The organism is Limnovirga soli, assembly GCF_013106755.1.
GTDB classification, from domain to species: Bacteria; Bacteroidota; Bacteroidia; order Chitinophagales; family Chitinophagaceae; genus Limnovirga; species Limnovirga soli.
Genome location: NZ_WHPF01000012.1, coordinates 136,248 through 154,648 on the forward strand (window position 1 = coordinate 136,248; position 18,401 = coordinate 154,648).

The following is an 18,401-nucleotide window of genomic DNA, read 5'->3' on the forward strand; positions in this document are numbered from 1 at the left end:
TATATCCTCAGCTGGTAACATAATTGTTCCCCAATTAAAACCGCGTGTTTCAGCATGTTTTTTAAGCCAGCCTTTTAGCAATAATGTGTTATCTTAAGCAAAACAAATATTATGCAACCTATTTCACCAAAAGCATTACAACTTATTTTGCAATCCGAGGGGTTAAACCAACCTGGTATTTGGCCTGGTGGTGCATCGGGTATAACTATTGGTATTGGATACGATCTTGGATACACCACAATTGACCGTTTTGAAAGCGACTGGAATAAGGCCATACCCGGCCCAACTTTGCTACGTTTAAGAGAAGTGATTGGGCTTACAGGCATTAAAGCCAAAAATAAGGCCGCACAATTAGCCGATATTAAAATTAAGCGGGTTGAGTCGGAAAAAGTTTTTACTGAAAAAACAATTCCTCAGGAGCAGCTGCGTACGCAAATTGCATTTCCAGGTTTGGAGAACCTACCTGCAGATGCTCAGGGCGCATTGGTATCGTTGGTGTATAATCGAGGAGCGTCAATGATAGACAGCCCAGGTAAAGATAATCGCAAAGAAATGCGTGCTATAAAAGCGGCAGTGGCAAAAGGTGATTTAAAAGAAATTGCCAAACAATTACGGTCAATGAAAAGACTATGGGAAGGCAAAGGGCTAAATGGTTTAATAAAACGCAGGGAAGATGAAGCATTGCTGGTAGAAGGATCAATAGCGTAAAGGCAATATGGTTGTTACCGGCAATGGTAATGCTATCAAGCATTACTTGTGTCACTCACTGCATCGGTTAGATACTTTATTCAGCAAATATTTACCTTATAATAGTAAATCCCGTTATTAAAACTGTATCACAATAGTTTATTTCAACATCAGTAACAAGGGCCCGGGAGGGTCCTTGTTTGCACCAGCTAATAAATTGTTGAAGTGCAAATTCATCTCCTGTTGCCAGAATTGCTACATTACCTTGTGAAGTATTTTTAACCCAGCCCTGAATCCCCAAATTATCGGCCATTTGTTTGGCAGATGCACGGTAAAATACACCTTGTACTTTACCATATACGGTTATATTTACTGTTTTAATCATTTGTTACTAAATTACTGATGTACTTTTAACTGTTATCTACAAAATAAATAAAACAGAAACACCACAAAAGCCCGGCATATCCTGAAATGGATATGCCTGATTTACATTATGCAATATAAAAACACCCTTATATATTCACTAGTTCTTGTTTGGATATTTCTGTTTAGCAGTAACCAGATAAATGCACAAGTAAAGAAAGAGGTACAATACGATAGCAGTTATTTTAAAATTTATCCAAATAAATTAACCACCCGTTTTTACTTTTCTCAAAAATATACAAGTTTCTCTGTACATCAACAGTCAGCAGCTAATCAGCTGCAATACAGGCCCAATACAACACTTAATATGGGCGTGGGTGCTACCTGGCATAATTTTTCTTTAAACCTGGCATATGGCTTTGGATTCTTAAATAGAACAACAGAAAGAGGCAAAACAAAATACCTTGATTTACAAGGGCACTTTTATCCCCATAAATGGGTGGTAGATTGGTATGGGCAATTATATAAGGGCTTTTATATTTCACCCGGTAATATACCTTATACTCCGGCCAACGCTTATTATGTTAGACCCGATATTCATGTAAGTTTATTTGGTATAGCACCCTATTATATTTTAAATGCTTCCAGATTTTCATATAATGCCGGCATGATACAAAATGAATGGCAAAAAAAATCTGCCGGTTCCTTGCTCCTTGGTGGGGAACTGTATTATAGCGTGATAAAAGGCGATAGTGCTTTTGTGCCCTCTGCCATACAGCAACATTATGCGCAAAAAGGTATCAATGAAATAAGGTATGCCGGTTTTGGTCCGGGTATTGGTTATGCCTATACGCTGGTGGCTGCAAAACATTTGTTTGTGTTGGGCTCTCTGGCTGCTGCTGTACAATTAAATGCATTAACCGAAACTGGTAAGCTGGTAAGCCAGCAAACAGTTTCAGTAAAACCCACTTATAGTTTTAGAATGGCGGCAGGGTATAACAGTGATTCCTGGAATTGCAGTATGAATTGGGTGGGTAACAAAACGCCTATGTTTGGTATAAATGGCACAAATAGATACGATATGCAAACTGGTAATTACCGGTTTATAATTGCTAAGAAAATAAATGCTGGCCCGCATTTACAAAAGCAGCTCATAAAGCTCAATCGAATACTTCCATAAAGTAGCGGATTTTGGTTTTTTATAAAGTTCCTTACTATATAGTGGACAAAAAAATAGTATTTCGTATCTCATTCATCTGATACAAAGGTGCATAGCTTACCAAGCCAGCTCAATCAAGAACCAACTAGTTTCAGGTTAAATTAATAGGGAGCGAAAATTGAAGGTGGTTAAATGTTTTTCAAGAAGTTATCGGTTGTTTTCAATAAGGGTACAGTGTTAACAAAAACAAATTAGTTTACAAATTCTTCTACAAACCCGGTAACCTCTTTAATTCTTTTAAAATTGGTAGAGTAGTAGATAAATTTACCTTCTCTTGTTGCGTTAACCAAGCCGGCACGTCTTAAAATAGCCAGATGCTGAGAGGCTACAGATTGTTCTAAACGCATATCTACGTAGATTTCTGTAACAGTCAGTTTTTTTCTTTCATCCAACAATTTTACAATCTGCTGTCTAAGCTTGTGGTTCAAAGCTCTCAATGTTAGGATTGTTTTTTTCATGTGCAGAAAATCAATCTTTACACTCTCGTTTGTTTCGGGGTCGCTTATTACAGCCACCTGCATTAAGTTACTCATTTTTAGTAATATTTCCGGTTTTCATCAATATGGCAAAGCCTGTAAACATACAATTTTTTTTCAACTATAGCTATCCTATTTTGCTGTAAAAAACTCTTTCAAATAAAATGGTTCGCTATAGGCAATATCTGCAAACTGCTTATGCAAATATGCATTAAATGCAAGTATAGAAAGATGATTCACGTCATGTTTAACATCAGTGAAAATCACCTTTTTATTTTGTATTATTTCCTTGTATTTACAATGCCCATTACCCGAGAAGGTAATATTATTGTCAATTAAATAGCTGTCAAAACTGTCAGGTTCCAATATTAATGCATAAGGAGGGGTTACAATCTGTAACCTTGCATCATATAATCCGGTAAATACCTCCATCCTTCGGGCATCAATCATGGGGCAAAAAAGCATATTGGCATTTATCTGTCCAACTACCAAGCTATCTTGTATGGCCGCATAGGCCATTACCTCAAGTGTATTTTTTAATATTAAAGGTTTGTTCAGGGCATATGCCAAACCTTTTGCTGTGGCCATGCCTACCCTTAATCCAGTGTAACTTCCCGGCCCTGCAGTTACGCTTATAGCATCTATCTGACTTCTAACAATTCCTGTATTATTTAACAATGCCTGTATAGCTGGCTGTACAAAAGAAGCATGGTTTTTTTGTGCATCATTGGTTTCTATAGCCAGCACTTTTTCATCCTGGCTAATGCAAACGCCAGCTTTTTCAGTTGCGGTATCAATATGAAGTAAAATGGCCAAAATGCTAATTTATTGGTTATTAAATAAGGCGGCTGCACTTGCCAACGCCGGGGCTATTTCATAGCGATCATCGGTGTCATACAACTTTTTCAGTAATGTATAAATATGGTCAATGCCAATTTTACGGCTCCATTCAAATGGTCCGTAAGGGTAATTGGTACCTAATTTCATAGCAATATCAATATCCGGCATGGTACTAACATTATCGCCATAAGCAAAATAAGCTTCATTAATTATCATGCTAATGGTTCGTGCAGTAATCATGCCTGGAATATCAGGACATTCAATATAAGGACATTGCATTTGCGATAATAATTCCTCTATTGCTTTTTTATGCAAATTACCGTTAACCAATTCCAACTGATTTCGTTCTAAAAAGCCTGGCCACGCATTTATTCTGCTATAATTTTTCGGTAAATCTGATAATGTATTTACTACAGCATTGGCAACTACCGGTAGGGAAGTACTAATAATTGGTACTAACTTTTCGTCAAATGCTACATGAAATATCACATCAAACGCATTTTCATCAGTCAGGTCAATAGTATTTTCCGGCAGAAAATTAGTATCCTCCCTATCACCGAATTTTGATAGCCATGCTGTTTTTTGTGCTGTTGTTGCTATTACTCCAATACGCATAAAAATCACTTAGTGTGCAAAAATAGGTTGCTTAGTTCAAGTAAAAACTGCAATTTGCCTTTTCAAACCATAAACAATGCATAAACAAATCATCAATACTACCAATGCACCGGCGCCAATAGGTCCTTATAACCAAAGCGTCAAAGCCGCAGGTCTGCTGTTTATAAGCGGACAAATACCCATCAATCCCGCCGATGGTTTACTTGTTAGCGGAGATATTAAAGCCGAAACACATCAGTCCATGCAAAATATTGCCGCCATATTAGCCGAGGCTAAATTGTCATTCGATCATGTAGTAAAAACCACTATTTTCCTTAGCGATATGGCTTTATTTACCGATGTGAATGAAGTGTACGGCAGCTATTTTAAGGGCGATTATCCTGCCCGGGAAACCGTTGCGGTTAAAGGTTTGCCTAAAGGGGTTAACGTAGAAATAAGCATGATTGCCAGTATAGAAATTTAAAAATATTGGCCCGGCAACTCAATTTATTTTAGGCTTTACTTGCGTCGCACACTTGTACTGTAGATAAATAAAGCAGCAAAAAACTAACCAAAATATATTCATACACTTCCTGATATTGATTGAAAATATTGGTGCAATTCCGTGTCCATTTAATAGAACATGGATATAATGGGTTATAAATTTTTAAGCATTGGCAAGTTAAAATGACGCTACTTTTAATTGCACTTTGCTAAATACAGGACCAATGAATAAAAATATATCTTTTTGTTTGCTTGTTTGTTTGGCCTGCCAAATGGCAGTTAATGCCCAAAAAATACAGCGCTGTGCCACTTATGCTGTAAATAACACTTTTGAAAGTTCACATCTGTTATATAAAAAACAACGTGAGGTTTTAAAGCGCTCTGCAGACACCTGGCTTAGTGCCAATAAAAATAGGACAGGCAAAAAAGACAGTATTTTTATTCCTGTTGTTGTACATATACTTTGGAATAAAACCCGCGAAAATATTTCCGATTCACAGGTGCTTTCTCAAATAAAAGTACTTAACGAGGATTTTAACGGCTTTAATGCAGACACCTTAAATACGCCTGGTTATTTTAAAGAACGCAGAGGCAAAACCAATTTTTATTTTCGCCTTGCAAAGCAAGATCCCGATGGCTTACCCACCACAGGAATAAACAGAAGGTATACTTATATAGATACCGGCTTTGGTCTTGATGCCCGAATTTACTACACTTCACTGGGCGGGCAAGATCCCTGGGATCCACGCTTCTATGTAAACTTATACGTTTGCCGTTTGGCAAAAAGCACTAATACTTTTGCTGTAACCTATTTCCCCGGCGGAAGCTTTAGGCGTGATGGGATAATGTGCGATTATAGGTATTTTGGTACAGTAGGTATAACCACCCCTCCATATAATCTGGGCCGGACTGTAACACACGAAATGGGACATTATTTTAATCTTGATCATACATGGGGCCCAACAGATATAACCGGTTTGCCGGATTGTGCTGATGATGACCATGTGTGGGATACCCCAACCCAAACGGTAGCTAATTTTGGATGTCCTGTTTTCCCCCATCCATCCTGCATAAAAGATACCAGCGATGCTTTTATGGATTATATGGATTATTCTGATGATGGTTGTATGAATCTTTTTACCCAGGGCCAGGCCGATAGAATGCTGGCTGCATATTATGTAATGACACCTTATTTGCAATATTCCAAAGCATTGCAAAACCCACTGATGGCCAATAATGATATTGGTATAAAGGAGATTCTTTCTCCTGCAAATAATACTTATACCTGTGCGGGTTTTGTTAAACCAAAAATTGTAATTAGAAATTATGGCAAAACCCTGCTTACATCCTTTACAATTTTATATGGAGTTGCAGGAAGTGGGTTGGTTAGTAAAACATTTAGCAACCTGTCTGTGTCTTCCTACAACAATGATACTCTTGAATTGGATAAAATTTATTTTAATACTGCTGGCCCATTGCATCTAACTTTTTCAACAATAAAACCAAATGGAGTTAAGGATGAAAATGTGGTTAATGATAAGATGGAAATTGTTTTGAATAATAATACCGCGGCATTTCAAAAACTGCCATTTGCAGAAACATTCACATCATTAAAATTTCCACCATCAGGATGGTCTATTTTAAATCCCGATGGATTATTTACATGGACACCTACTACAGGTTCGCAATTAAGCGGATATGCTCCTAGTGTAATGATGGACAATATTGAATCATTTAAAAAAGGTAGTGTGGATGAGCTGCTTTTGCCTGCACTTGATTTTAGTGGCCAATCAAACCCAGTGTTAAGTTTCGACAGGGCATTTGCACTGTATAAATATGGCAGGCCTGTTAGTGATACTTTGCAAATTTTGGTTTCTAAAAACTGCGGTTTATCCTGGCGTATGGTGTTTAACAAGGGTGGAAAGGAGCTTTCCACAGCTCAAAATGGGCGTTATGGTTATCTTTCTCCCGATAGTCTTGATGAATGGAAAAGGGAGTTTATTGATTTGTCAGACTTTGCTAATGAACCTAATGTGCTGGTGAGTTTTAAAAATATTTGCGGCATGGAGAATTTACTATACCTGGATAATATTAGTGTAAAAAATGCGCCTCGCAATAATGCAAAATCTGCAAGCATCGACAACCAATTATTTTCAAATACCAGTTGTGCTGGATTAACAATTTTCCGTGGCGAGGCAATTAATAAGATTATTATAAAAAATGTTGATTTTACATCAATAAAAAATGCGCAGATTTTTAATGCTTTAGGACAAAGCATATCTTGTTATATGCAGGCAGGTAAAATTGTACTGCCTGCCAATACCGTTGCGGGAATGTATTATGTACAGTTATTTATGCAGGGTGGTATTTGTAAGAAGAAAATTTTGCTACAATAACTGTTTTACAGCTAATTTATATTAGTACAATCTTTTCCTAATTAGCTGTTTTTTTGCTGCCAAAAAAGAGGAACCCTGAACCGAGCGTGGCAAGAGGCGATGCCCTGCAATAATACTGCCGGTTACAAAATAATAACAAAAAATGGCCCGTTTTATACCTGAAATACACCCGTTTTAAAAGTCTCAAAATGTGGATTATGATTGGCCGCTGCAATGCCCTCGCTTATAAGCATACGGGTGTGAAGCGGATCTATAATATTATCTACCCATAAACGTGCAGCTGCATAATAAGGCGTGGTTTGTTTTTCGTAACTGTCTTTTATTTTATTTAACAACAGATTTTCTTCTTCTATACTAACTTCTTTACCTTTTGCTTTCATGGATGCTACCTGAATTTGCAATAGGGTTTTGGCTGCCTGCTCGCCCCCCATTACTGCAATTTTAGCGCTGGGCCAGGCGTAAATAAAACGGGGGTCGTAGGCCTTACCACACATAGCGTAATTACCTGCACCATAACTATTGCCAGTGATGATAGTAAATTTTGGTACAATGCTGTTGGCTACAGCATTTACCAGTTTGGCGCCGTCTTTTATTATACCACTGTGCTCGCTACGGCTGCCTACCATAAAGCCGGTAACATCCTGCAAAAATACAAGTGGTATTTTTTTCTGGTTGCAGTTAAGAATAAAGCGGGCTGCTTTATCTGCACTATCGTTATAAATAACACCACCTAATTGCATTTCACCTTTTTTGTTTTTTACAATAAGGCGTTGATTGGCTACAATGCCTACTGCCCAGCCATCAATGCGGGCATAACCGCATACAATTGTTTTGCCATAATCTTTTTTAAACTGGTCAAACGATGATAGGGTAGGGTTGGTTTCATCCCTGTCTACAATGCGGTCAATTATTTCCAGTACATCATAGGGTTTGCTGTTTTGCTGGTGCATTATGCCATACAATTCATTGGCGTCTTTGGCTGATGGAAATGATGTAATTCGGTTAAATCCGGCATCGGGCTGCCTGTTTAGCTTGCCAACTATTTTTTTTATTTGGGTAAGGCATTCCTCCTCGGTTTTAAACTTATAATCGGCAATGCCACTTATTTCGGTGTGCGTAACGGCGCCACCCAATGTTTCATTATCTATCTCTTCTCCAATAGCCGCTTTTACTAAATATGCGCCGGCCAGGAAAATGCTGCCATTGCCTTCTACCATCAGGGTTTCGTCGCTCATTATGGGCAGGTAAGCGCCGCCTGCTACACAGGCGCCCATTACTGCAGCAATTTGGGTAATGCCCATAGCGCTCATGCGAGCATTGTTGCGGAAAATGCGTCCGAAATGTTCTTTATCGGGAAATATTTCATCTTGTAAAGGCAAGAATACACCGGCACTATCCACCAGATAAATGATGGGCAGATTGTTTTCCATAGCAATCTCCTGCATCCGTAAGTTTTTCTTACAGGCAATGGGAAACCATGCCCCGGCTTTTACAGTTTGATCGTTTGCTACCACCACACATTGCCTGCCACTAATATAGCCAATGCCGCTAACGGTGCCTGCAGCGGCACAGCCGCCTTGTTCTGCATACATTTCATAACCTGCAAATGCACCAATTTCTACAAATGGTTTGTTGGCGTCCAATAAAAATTGTAGCCTTTGACGTGCCGTAAGTTTATTGCGTTCTTTTTGTTTTTCTATGGCTTTTTTGCCGCCACCCTGTTCAATAACAGAAAGGCGTTGTTGTACATCGCTGCACAGCATTTTCATCCAGTCTTCATTTTTATTAAATGCCAGGTTCATGCTTACAATTGTTAGGTAAACAAAGATAGGGCTATGTAGTGCTTTTAGAATTTTTTACTAGGGAATTAAATATCCGTTTTAATTTTTGCAAATAATTAAACTTGCTGCACTTGAGGCTGGATTAACTGGTTTTTCATTGTTTTAGAAAGTACCTAAATATTATTTACCGGCAACTAGGATAAGGTAGGATATTGTGGCTGTTGTTTGCCCAATAGCAATACCAGCGCACAAGTGTGCGACGCAAGTAAGGATGCACAGGAATTCTTATGCCTGGTTAATAAATTTATTACTGGCAGTTTAATATAAATAATCCCGGTACAACCTGTTTAATGGTAAGCTGGTTGTTTATCGTATGCCATTTAAATAAGCACTAAGCTGGTTGATAGCGGCGGCGGCAGCGGCTATTTGGTCTTTGGCTTCCTTCCAGTTGCGCTGCTCTATGGCTTCTCTTATTCCGGGTAATGTTTTTACGCCATAACCGGTATAATAGCCGGGCGCATAAATAGCATGTTTATACCATGACCTGCGTGGCAGGCCTTTTGGCAAAAGCAACTGTTGTTCAGCTTTAAATATTCCGGTATTAAAACTGTTTAAATTACTACTGGTAATGGTTTCGGCACTCCATCGGATAGACAGGCTATCTGTTGAAACCTGTAATGCTGCCAATGCATTTTGAATTGGAGAAAAATCAACAAACGGAACTTCTGATTTAGGTTTTGGTGCACTCATATGCAGGGCTGTGTCAGTAGCCAATGCATATTTATTGCTTTTAATAATTTCGTTATCTGTTTTGGTTTCGTCACGCATATTATCGGTGATCAGCATCAATTCTTTCACATAGCCTTGTATGGTAATAGTAAGGTTTCTAAAATCGAAGGGCAATACTTCTGCTTCGGCCATACGTAAGGCTGCGTGGCCTGCCGTTTTAGAAAGAGCTACCCCATATGCAAAACTGGGATCTTTAAAGCGGCGGTAATTATCATATGAATCGTAAATGGAATGGTATTCGCCACCACCACCCTCACCCCCAAAGCCAAGGTTTAGAGCAGGTATGCCAAGGTGTTGTAAAAAGGAGGAAAAATCTGATCCTGAACCCAATGCTTCCAGGTCTAAAGTGGTTTTAGCCATGGCATCTTTTTTGGCTTTTACTGAGCCGGCATTTATAATTGCCTGAGCTTTGGCCCTTTCAAGTAAACTTATATTGGTTTGAGGGTCTGTTATAGAAGCGGCAATTTCTGTCATAAAAGGTTCCAGCGCATGGGAGCCGCCAGCATCCAAAAAGCCTCGTTCATTTCCATCGCTATTGATATATACCACCGCTTTTTGCTGTAATTCTTTGGCATTGTCTTCGACCCATTCTGTTGAACCTATTAATCCGGGTTCTTCACCATCCCAGGCGCAATACACCAAACTGCGTTTTGGTTTCCAGCCGGTTTTTAATAAAGCACCAATGGCTTTGGCTTCTTCCAATAAAGCGGCCTGACCGCTAATAGGGTCATCAGCGCCATTTACCCAGGCATCGTGGTGGTTGCCTCTTATTACCCATTCATCCGGGAACTGTGTTCCTTTTATGGTGGCAATAACATCTGTGCAGGTAACCATATTCCATTCAAACGCTAATTTTAAATGTACCGTTGATTTTCCCGGCCCAATATGGTAAGTAAAAGGCAGTGCACCTCTCCAACCATCTGGTGCAACCGGGCCTTCCAACGCTTGTAACAATGGTATGGCATCATGATAACTTATGGGGAGTACGGGTATTTTTAGCAGATTGGGCGCATTGTTATGGCTGCTGATGCGTTCTGCATTTTCTGTTGCGCCAATATTGGGTGTAAGCGGATCGCCGGGATAAATGACCATATCCATAATAGAACCCCTTTGTACACCAAACTCATTTTTAAAAGGACCTTTTGGGTACACATCGCCCTGGTAATAACCATCATCCCGGGGGTCTGAGTAAATAATACATCCAATTGCCCCGTGTTCCTGGGCTACTTTTGGCTTAATACCCCTCCATGAACGGCCATATTTGGCAATTACAATTTTACCTTTTACATCAATACCTAATCTTTCCAGTGTTTCATAGTCAGCTGGTAAGCCATAATTTACAAATACAAGTTGGGCAGTAACATCACCATCGGCACTCCATGCATTGTAGCTGGGAAGTTGGTCTGTTTGGCCAGAGGTAAGATCTTCTTTTAGCGCTGGTTCTTTTAATAAAGCTTTAAATACTGTAGGGGATGTCATTTCCAAAACCCGGGTTTTAGGGGTGGGGAAAAGCACTTTATAGTCCACTTTTTTTGCCTCAAAGCCATAGGAAACCAACTTGTTGTAAATATTATCAATCACTTCTTTGCCACCCTGCGAACCCAAATGGTGTGGTTTTACCGATAATTCTTTTATGGTATTACCAATATTGGCAGCACTTAGGTTAGCATCAAATTGGGTTTCAAGTGCCAGTTGTTTGGCTGCAGCCTCCTTACTAAAACCTTTTATGGTATTGGTTTGTGCTAGAACAGATGCACCCAGCAGCAGGGCAAAAAAACTGGTATATAGATTTTTCATACAATATTTTTTGTGTTGATGAAGATATTGAAACAAGCCAAGAAATTACTATTTACCATGTAAAGTGCCCTTTTTTGCTAACCTAATGTGTATTTAGCCATTTTTTGTGTCATTATTTTGTTGGGCCCGGCCAAAGAACAGCGTTGGAACTATACTTGCGTCGCACACTTGTGCAAGGATAACTATATGCAGCAAAACAGCCCATTTTTGGAGGAAACTGCTTAAGTATAGGAATTTTTTGTATTGTATTTGCTGCAAGTTTTGTTACAGTACAAGAGTGCGACGCAAATGGGCTTAATAAATGTTCTGTAGCTGGGCTAATTATTGGGCTTGAAAATGCATATGTAAGCAATAAAACCTTACTTTTGCAGCCCCGAAATAAAACCATCGGGATCTATTTATGTCAGAAAACAATATTGTTAATCCAAACGCTGATGCACAGGAGACTGCTCCGGTGGCTGAAAATACAGCCGCAGAAGTATCTACAGCGATAACAAATGAACCTGCTGTTGCTGAAGTTGCACCTGTTGTAGCTGAAGTAGTTGCTGTTGTTACAGCACATGATGATTTTGACTGGAGCATTGACAAACGTAATGTTTCTCATTATGCACCGGAAGAAAAAGCAAAGTACGATAAAGTGTATGATGACACTTTTGTACAGATTGAAGACAATGAAATTGTAAATGGTTTAGTGGTAGCACTTACCAAAACTGATGCGGTAATAAACATTGGTTTTAAGAGTGATGGTTTAATTTCTTTGAACGAATTCCGCGATTTACCTAATATTAAAATTGGTGATGCGGTTGAAGTAATGGTGGTAGAAAAAGAAGACCGTCAGGGTCACTTACACCTTAGCCGCAAATCTGCCCGCATTTTCCGTGCATGGCAGCGTATTATGGAAGTACACAAAACCGGCGAAGTGGTTACCGGTGTGGTTACCAGCAAAACAAAAGGTGGCTTGATTGTAGATGTATTTGGTATGGAAACATTCTTACCAGGTTCTCAGATCGATGTTAAACCGGTTACTGATTACGATCAGTTTGTGGGTAAAACAATGGAATTTAAAGTGGTTAAGATTAACGAGACCATTAAAAATGCAGTTGTTTCTCATAAAGCACTTATTGAAAGTGATATTGAAGCACAACGTGCAGAAATTATGAGTAAGCTTGAAAAAGGACAGGTACTGGAAGGAACTGTAAAGAATATCACCGATTTTGGTGCCTTTATGGATCTTGGTGGCTTAGACGGTTTACTATACATCACCGATATTTCATGGGGCCGTATTTCTCACCCTGCAGAGGTGTTGAAAATGGATCAGAAATTACAAGTGGTGGTACTGGATTTCGACGACGACAAAAAACGTATCAGCCTTGGTTTAAAACAATTAACCCCACACCCTTGGGATGTGTTGCCTGAGTGGATTATTGAAGGCGCTACCGTAAAAGGTAAAGTGGTTAATATTGAAGACTATGGTGCATTCTTAGAAATTCAGCCTGGTGTTGAAGGTTTGGTACACGTAAGTGAAATTACCTGGGCTAACACACCAATTAATGCTAAAGAATACTTTAAGTTAAATGATGAGCATGAGGCTAAAGTGGTAACACTGGATAAAGATTCACGCAAAATGAGTCTTTCTATCAAACAGCTTACTCAAGACCCATGGAATACCATTGAAACCAAATACCCAGAAGCCAGCAAACATGCCGGTTTGGTAAAAAATATTACCAACTATGGTGTATTTGTTGAACTGGAACCAGGTATTGGTGGTATGATTCACATTAGCGACCTAAGCTGGTTAAAACGCTTTAACCACCCATCTGAGTACACTAAAGTGGGCGAACATATCGATATCATCATCTTAGGTGTTGATAAAGAAAACAGAAAACTGCAGTTAGGCCACAAACAACTGGAAGAAGATCCTTGGAATTCTTTACAGGAAACATTTGCAGTAGGTTCTGTTCACGAAGGTACTGTTACCCGTAAAGACGATAAAGGTGCTATTGTTCAATTACCTTATGGTTTAGAAGGTTTTGCTCCTAGCCGTCATTTAGGTAAAGAAGATGGTAAAACTGTTGTAGCTGATGAAACCGCAGAATTTGTTGTAATTGAGTTTGACCGCAATGAAAAACGCATTGTGTTAAGCCACAGCAGAATTTGGGAACAAGCTAAAATAGAAGAAAAAGAAGCCGCTAAAAAAGAAGCTACTGCCGAAGCAGTAAAAACTCAAAAAGCGGTTAAAGCTGTTCAAAGCAAAGTAGAAAAAGCTACTCTTGGAGATTTAGGTGCTTTAGCTGAAATCAAAGAAAAATTACAGCAGGAAGAAGATAACAAGAAATAGTTTACTGCTAATTTCATAAAAAATGCTCCGTTACAAGCGGGGCATTTTTGTTTTATGGCAATCATAAATGTATCCTTTTGGGGCCTGGCTGCAGCTGGTGAAGCAGCTTTACTTGCGTCGCACACTTGTACTGCATCAACTTGGTGCGGCAAGCAGTAATTAATAAAAATCTGAAAAATTGGGGCAGCTTATTCCGCATTACCCCAACGAAAAGTATTGATGTCCAAACCAGCCAAATCAAGCACCCGGTCTACCACCGTCATGGCAACTGCTTCTATGGTGGTTGGTTTATTATAAAAAGAAGGCGTTGCCGGGCAAATAATAGCCCCGGCCAGGGTTAGGGCTTCCATATTTTTAATATGAATAAGGTTATAAGGGGTATCCCGTACCATTAAAATAAGTTTTCTTCTTTCTTTCAACACTACATCTGCTGCACGGGTAACCAAATCGTCGCTAATGCCTCCGGCAATGCGGCCCAAGGTGCCCATACTGCAAGGCGCCACAATCATAGTATTGTACCGGGCCGAGCCAGATGCAAAGGGGGCAGAAAAATCGTATTTATCAAAGAAGCGTACCGGATATTTGGTATAATCTGTATTGCCCAGTTCCGTTTGCCAAATGTCTTTGGCATTTTTACTCATTACCACACTTAGCTCCTGCCATTGGTGCTGCAGGGTGAGTAGTTTTTCAATAAGTAGCTGCGCATAAATAGCACCGCTGGCTCCGGTTATGGCTACTACAATTTTGTTGTTCATTACCTTATTTTATGTATAAACAAATGTAACATGCAAATGGTTACAATCATTCCTTATTCGTTTTGATGTAATGCCATTTGCTGCATAGTATTGTTGCAGTACAAGAGTGCGACGCAAGCGGTGATTAATAGAAGCTATACAGTTTGGTTAAAGAGTATTTATATAGCATGCATTTGAGGCCTTTACGTAAAAATGCTTAGTATCTTCGTACGGATGAAAGCAAGAGTGTATAAATCTACCGGCAGTTGGTATTTGGTAAAAACCGAAGAAGGGGTATTTATGCAATGCCGCATAAAAGGTATTTTTAAAATTGATGGAATTTCCTCTACAAACCCCATTGCCGTTGGCGATGAGGTTATTGTGGAAATGGAAAATGAGCTGGAACAAACTGGTATGATTGTAGAGATTTGCGACCGCAAAAATTATATTGCACGTACTACACCGCACCATAATAAACAAAGGCATATTGTGGCATCGAACCTTGACCAGTTGTTGTTGTTTGCCACATTAAAAGAGCCAAAAACTTCACAAGGATTTATTGACAGATTTTTAATTGCATCGGAAGCCTACCATGTACCTGCGGTAATTGTTTTTAATAAGGCCGACTTGTACCGTAAGAAGGAAATGCTGCAATATGAGCTGCTAAAAGAAATTTATGAATCGCTGGGGTATCGTATTTTGCTTACCAGCATTGCCAAAAAAGACGGAATTGAAGAATTGAAAGAGATATTGGCCAATAAAACAACCTTATTGTCGGGCCATAGTGGGGTAGGTAAATCAACTTTTATAAATGCCATTTTTCCAGCACTGGATTTGCGTACCCAGGATGTAAGTGGCTGGAGTGGCAAAGGTTTGCATACCACCACATTTGCCGAAATGTTTGATTTACCATTTGGTGGCAGCATTATTGATACGCCTGGTATCAGGGAATTTGGAATAACCGATATCTCAAAACAGGAATTATCGCATTACTATCCGGAAATGCGGGCTTTACTGCACAATTGCCAGTTTAATAATTGTATTCATATAAACGAGCCAGGGTGTGCAGTAAAATACGCGGCAGAACATGGAGAAATATATATGGAGCGCTATGTAAGCTACTATAAGGTATTGGATTCAATAGAAAACGCAACAGGATATTAAACCCTTGCTTTTAAAATTAAAGCTACCTTATCGGCTACTTTTGCATCCTTTGTATCAAGCGGTGCCAAAGTAATTCCATTATAAATACTGTACTGTAATGTAAGCGCATGGCCACGGTATTTAAAATTCCAGTCAATATTATACACTTCGTCAAGCTTATCTACAAAACGTACTCTTTTGTTATTGCTTAATGCCTGCGTGTAGGTGTAAAACTGCTGTAATGATGCATTGTCATCAATGATGGTGGTGTAGCTGGTGTTGTACTGATTTAGTGTCATAGGTTCCCCTTTTTAAATATAACGTAATTAATATAAAAATGTTTTGTTGGTAAATTCCAGTCAGGCTTTGTCGTTAGAAAGTATCTAAGGGTAAACAAAAAAAGAACAAGAATTTTATATATAGTTACGCAAATACCGTGCTAAAAAGGGAGGATAATTCCCGGAAATATGTCATAAAAAAGTAAAAAGCAGTTAGTTTGGCGGCGGCCCGGAAATTATCCTATGTTTTATAAGACAATACCATTTTTTATTTCGCTGCATTAATTTCAGAAAACCAGGAAGAATATTTTAAATAATTATTGGCAATGCGGTCAATTTCGCCATGTATAAGCTCCTTAGATATATCTTTTACCTTTTTGGCAGGCACACCGGCATAAATACTGCCTTCTTCAACAACGGTACCTTCCAGTAAAACACTGCCGGCAGCAACAATGGAATTGCTATGTACTATACAACGGTCCATAATAATCGAGCCCATACCTATCAAAACATCATCCATTATGGTGCAGCCATGTACAATAGCATTATGACCAATAGAAACATTATTACCAATAACGGTAGGGTTTTTTTGAAAAGTGCAGTGTATAATGGCACCATCCTGCACGTTTACTTTATTACCCAGCGTAATAAAATTTACATCGCCCCTTACTACTGCATTAAACCAAAAGCTACATTCATTACCTGCCACAACATCTCCAACAATGGTAGCGTTGGGGGCTATAAAACAACCTGTACCAAACTTGGGGTGCTTATCCAGCACCGGATAAATAAAAGCCATATCAAAAAATTTAAAATGAAAGAATTGCAATTAATTATTTATAAGCCAGGCAATAAACCATTCCTCATCCCGCTTGCGTCGCACTCTTGTGCGCCATAGCCAAATGCAGCAAGAGGCCTGCACAGTAACTACACACCATACGAAGTTAAAAGGTACAAATAACTTCTGCTAACTTTGGGCTTCATTTGTGTGCATATTTTACAAACATGAACCAACGTCAACTATTTCAGCAGCATATTGCCCAAACTTCACCGGCACCCATAGGGTTAGAAATTGTAAAAGCAGCCGGCATATACCAATACGATATTCAGGGTAAAGCTTATATGGATTTAATATCCGGCTTTAGTGTAGCCAATATTGGACATTCACATCCAAATGTAGTTGCCGCTGTACAACAACAGGCTGCCGCCTATATGCACCTGATTGTGTATGGAGAATTTATAGAAAGCCCACAGGTGGCATATGCCAAATTACTTGCCGATTATTTACCCGCCACCTTAAACTGTGTATACTTTACCAATAGCGGTGCCGAAGCAACCGAAGGTGCCATGAAACTGGCCAAGCGGGTTACCGGAAGATCAAAAATTATTTCTTTTAATAAAAGTTACCATGGCAGCACTCAAGGTGCTTTAAGCGTAATGGGCGATGAATACTGGCGCAATGCCTTCAGGCCATTGTTACCCGATATTTACCATTACGATTATAATAGCCCCGATGCAATTGATGCCATCGATAGCCAAACTGCCTGCGTAATACTGGAAACAGTACAGGCAGAGAGTGGTATTACAAAGCCATCTACAGCCTGGTTGCAATCCATAAGAACTGCCTGTAACAATCATTGTGCCTTGTTAATACTGGATGAAATACAGGCTGGCTTTGGCCGTACCGGCACCTTATGGGCATTTGAGCAATACCAAATAGTTCCTGATATTTTATTATTAGGCAAGGCCCTTGGCGGCGGCATGCCATTGGGTGCGTTTATAGCCAGTCATGCATTAATGAGCACACTTACCCATCACCCGGTGCTGGGTCATATTAGCACATTTGGTGGCCATCCGGTTTCTTGTGCAGCCGGTAAAGCAGCTTTCGAAGTATTGTTGCAGGAAAACCTGTTGGCAACTATTGCTGAGAAAGAGAAACTATTGCAACAGCATTTAGTACACCCCGCAATTTTATCGGTACAAACGGCTGGAATTTGGGCATCGGTTAGGTTTTCCAATTTTGAGCAAAACCAGCAAATTATTCACCGTTGCATTGAGAAAGGTTTAATTACAGATTGGTTTTTGTTTGCCCCCGAATGTTTACGTATTGGCCCACCATTAATTACCACCAATCAGCAATTGATACATGCCTGCGATATCATCTTACAGGCTATTGACGAAGTGGCCTTAAGTTAATAAAAAATTTATGAGCCAGGCATAAGTACAAGTGGCATCGCCGCTTGCGTCGCACTCTTGTACGCTCTGGATCTTACTCAGCAGGTAAGTATTTAATTTTTAGATGTTACCCTGATGCCATACAGGCAACCGCACAAGAGTGCGACGCAAGTAAAGCCCAATTACAATGCAATCGCCGGGCTAATACAGTGCCTTTCGGCTGTTTTATAAAAATCTTAAATGCCATTCATCAAATAAAACGGTTTGGCATTGGTTTGCAAGCACTA

Annotated in this window: 16 protein-coding genes; 7 read left to right on the plus strand and 9 right to left on the minus strand. The window is 39.4% G+C overall.

Going from position 1 to position 18,401, the window contains the following annotated elements:
• The first annotated feature begins 111 nt into the window (after positions 1–111).
• The gene (locus tag GD597_RS16670) at positions 112–708 is read left to right on the plus strand and encodes a glycoside hydrolase family protein (RefSeq protein ID WP_171609031.1); all 597 of its coding nucleotides are present in this window, start codon (positions 112–114) and stop codon (positions 706–708) included.
• Between the two features lie 91 nt (positions 709–799).
• On the opposite strand, the gene GD597_RS16675 is transcribed toward GD597_RS16670, so the two are convergent.
• Positions 800–1,072, minus strand: coding sequence for an acylphosphatase (locus tag GD597_RS16675; protein WP_171609032.1), 273 nt, complete (start codon positions 1,070–1,072; stop codon positions 800–802).
• 108 nt (positions 1,073–1,180) lie between these two features.
• Between GD597_RS16675 and GD597_RS16680 the strand changes: the two genes are divergently transcribed.
• The gene (locus tag GD597_RS16680; protein ID WP_171609033.1) at positions 1,181–2,230 is read left to right on the plus strand and encodes a DUF4421 domain-containing protein; all 1,050 of its coding nucleotides are present in this window, start codon (positions 1,181–1,183) and stop codon (positions 2,228–2,230) included.
• A 230-nt stretch (positions 2,231–2,460) separates the two neighbouring features.
• Here the strand turns inward: GD597_RS16680 and GD597_RS16685 are convergent, their stop codons facing one another.
• The 3 genes from GD597_RS16685 to GD597_RS16695 form a co-directional block, all read right to left on the minus strand.
• Positions 2,461–2,802: an ArsR/SmtB family transcription factor gene (locus tag GD597_RS16685; protein ID WP_171609034.1), complete on the minus strand. Its 342-nt coding sequence runs from the start codon at positions 2,800–2,802 to the stop codon at positions 2,461–2,463.
• Between the two features lie 75 nt (positions 2,803–2,877).
• Positions 2,878–3,561 carry a tRNA (adenosine(37)-N6)-threonylcarbamoyltransferase complex dimerization subunit type 1 TsaB gene (gene tsaB, locus GD597_RS16690; protein WP_171609035.1) on the minus strand — a complete coding sequence of 228 codons (684 nt, stop codon included), beginning with the start codon at positions 3,559–3,561 and terminating at the stop codon, positions 2,878–2,880.
• A gap of 9 nt (positions 3,562–3,570) precedes the next feature.
• The gene (locus tag GD597_RS16695; RefSeq protein WP_171609036.1) at positions 3,571–4,200 is read right to left on the minus strand and encodes a 3-hydroxyacyl-CoA dehydrogenase family protein; all 630 of its coding nucleotides are present in this window, start codon (positions 4,198–4,200) and stop codon (positions 3,571–3,573) included.
• A 76-nt stretch (positions 4,201–4,276) separates the two neighbouring features.
• On the opposite strand from GD597_RS16695, the gene GD597_RS16700 reads away from it, so the two are divergent.
• Together GD597_RS16700 and GD597_RS16705 are read left to right on the plus strand one after the other, a co-directional pair.
• Positions 4,277–4,663 (plus strand): RidA family protein, encoded by a 387-nt coding sequence (locus GD597_RS16700; protein WP_171609037.1) that lies wholly within the window; start codon positions 4,277–4,279, stop codon positions 4,661–4,663.
• Positions 4,664–4,907: 244 nt separating this feature from the next.
• Entirely contained in the window at positions 4,908–7,079 is a 2,172-nt protein-coding gene (locus GD597_RS16705) for a M43 family zinc metalloprotease (protein WP_171609038.1), read from the plus strand.
• Between the two features lie 152 nt (positions 7,080–7,231).
• Here GD597_RS16705 and GD597_RS16710 read toward each other — a convergent pair whose 3' ends face one another.
• Positions 7,232–8,881 carry an acyl-CoA carboxylase subunit beta gene (locus tag GD597_RS16710; protein WP_171609039.1) on the minus strand — a complete coding sequence of 550 codons (1,650 nt, stop codon included), beginning with the start codon at positions 8,879–8,881 and terminating at the stop codon, positions 7,232–7,234.
• A 345-nt stretch (positions 8,882–9,226) separates the two neighbouring features.
• Complete coding sequence (locus tag GD597_RS16715) at positions 9,227–11,446, minus strand: transferrin receptor-like dimerization domain-containing protein (RefSeq protein ID WP_171609040.1); 2,220 nt, start codon at positions 11,444–11,446, stop codon at positions 9,227–9,229.
• 400 nt (positions 11,447–11,846) lie between these two features.
• Here GD597_RS16715 and rpsA point away from each other — a divergent pair, with 400 nt between their 5' ends.
• Positions 11,847–13,784, plus strand: a complete 1,938-nt coding sequence (gene rpsA / locus GD597_RS16720) for a 30S ribosomal protein S1 (RefSeq protein ID WP_171609041.1) — start codon at positions 11,847–11,849, stop codon at positions 13,782–13,784.
• Positions 13,785–13,972: 188 nt separating this feature from the next.
• Here the strand turns inward: rpsA and GD597_RS16725 are convergent, their stop codons facing one another.
• Complete coding sequence (locus GD597_RS16725) at positions 13,973–14,539, minus strand: UbiX family flavin prenyltransferase (protein ID WP_171609042.1); 567 nt, start codon at positions 14,537–14,539, stop codon at positions 13,973–13,975.
• A 213-nt stretch (positions 14,540–14,752) separates the two neighbouring features.
• Here GD597_RS16725 and rsgA point away from each other — a divergent pair, with 213 nt between their 5' ends.
• On the plus strand, positions 14,753–15,682 hold the full coding sequence (gene rsgA, locus GD597_RS16730) for a ribosome small subunit-dependent GTPase A (RefSeq protein WP_171609043.1): 930 nt from the start codon (positions 14,753–14,755) through the stop codon (positions 15,680–15,682).
• Here the strand turns inward: rsgA and GD597_RS16735 are convergent.
• Together GD597_RS16735 and GD597_RS16740 are read right to left on the minus strand one after the other, a co-directional pair.
• Complete coding sequence (locus tag GD597_RS16735) at positions 15,679–15,960, minus strand: hypothetical protein (RefSeq protein ID WP_171609044.1); 282 nt, start codon at positions 15,958–15,960, stop codon at positions 15,679–15,681. The genes rsgA and GD597_RS16735 overlap by 4 nt on opposite strands.
• Positions 15,961–16,207: 247 nt before the next feature.
• On the minus strand, positions 16,208–16,738 hold the full coding sequence (locus GD597_RS16740; RefSeq protein WP_171609045.1) for a gamma carbonic anhydrase family protein: 531 nt from the start codon (positions 16,736–16,738) through the stop codon (positions 16,208–16,210).
• Between the two features lie 206 nt (positions 16,739–16,944).
• Here GD597_RS16740 and GD597_RS16745 point away from each other — a divergent pair, with 206 nt between their 5' ends.
• Positions 16,945–18,135 (plus strand): aspartate aminotransferase family protein, encoded by a 1,191-nt coding sequence (locus tag GD597_RS16745; protein ID WP_171609046.1) that lies wholly within the window; start codon positions 16,945–16,947, stop codon positions 18,133–18,135.
• The last annotated feature ends 266 nt before the right edge of the window (positions 18,136–18,401 follow it).